The sequence below is a fragment of the Actinacidiphila epipremni genome (genome assembly GCF_012034175.1).
Classification (GTDB): domain Bacteria; phylum Actinomycetota; class Actinomycetes; order Streptomycetales; family Streptomycetaceae; genus Actinacidiphila; species Actinacidiphila epipremni.
Map to the genome: position 1 here is coordinate 1 of NZ_JAATEJ010000077.1, position 713 is coordinate 713.

The 713-nt window shown below is 73.8% G+C and carries 1 pseudogene; it reads right to left on the minus strand.

Annotation, left to right across the window (positions count from 1 at the left end):
• Nucleotides 1-376: 376 nt before the first annotated feature.
• Nucleotides 377-713 (minus strand): annotated as a pseudogene (locus tag HCN08_RS34500) (sugar ABC transporter substrate-binding protein); the annotation flags it as partial.

Below are 713 nucleotides of genomic sequence, written 5' to 3' on the forward strand. Positions count from 1 at the left end.
ACGTAGAAGACGCCCAGGTAGCCGACGACCGGGGCAAGGAACGCCCAGGCCGCCAGTTGCGGCGTTCGGGCTCCTCGCCGGCTGAGCGGCGGTGCGGGAGGCCGGGTGCGCAGGCGCCTGCGCGGCGTGTGCAGCGGTTGCTGCGGTCCGCCGACCTGGGCGGTGGTCATACGTGCTCCTCAATCGGGGGTGACGCACTGTCCGGCGCCCGGTGGAGCGGGCGGTCCGGAAGCCGTCCGCCTGCCTGGTGGCTCCGCCACGGCGGACGGGGCCCGCCGTGCCGCCGGGACGGTCGGCGGCACGGCGGGGTCGGGCGTGGACGCCGGAGGACTGCACGGTATCCACGGTCTCGGTCGGCCGCGAGGGCGCCCCGGGGTCAGCCCTGGTGGTTCTCTGCGGCCTTCTGCGCCGCCGACAGCGCCGCCTGCGGGCTCTTGGCTCCCGACAGGGCGCCTTGGACCGCGCCCCACATCTGCTCGGAGATGACCGGGTACTTGATGCCCAGGCCGTCGCTGGTACGGCCGCGGGCGGCGCCGACGGCCGCCTTCCAGGGCGCGAGCTCGGGTGCCTTTGCCACCTGCTGGTCCTGTACCGTGCTGGTGGGGGCGACGTAGGACAAGGTGGTGTCCGTGGCCAGCAGGTTGGTGTCGCTGGTCAGGCAGGACACGATCTTCGCCGACGTCTTGTAGCGGGCGCTGTCCTTCTGCACCGGC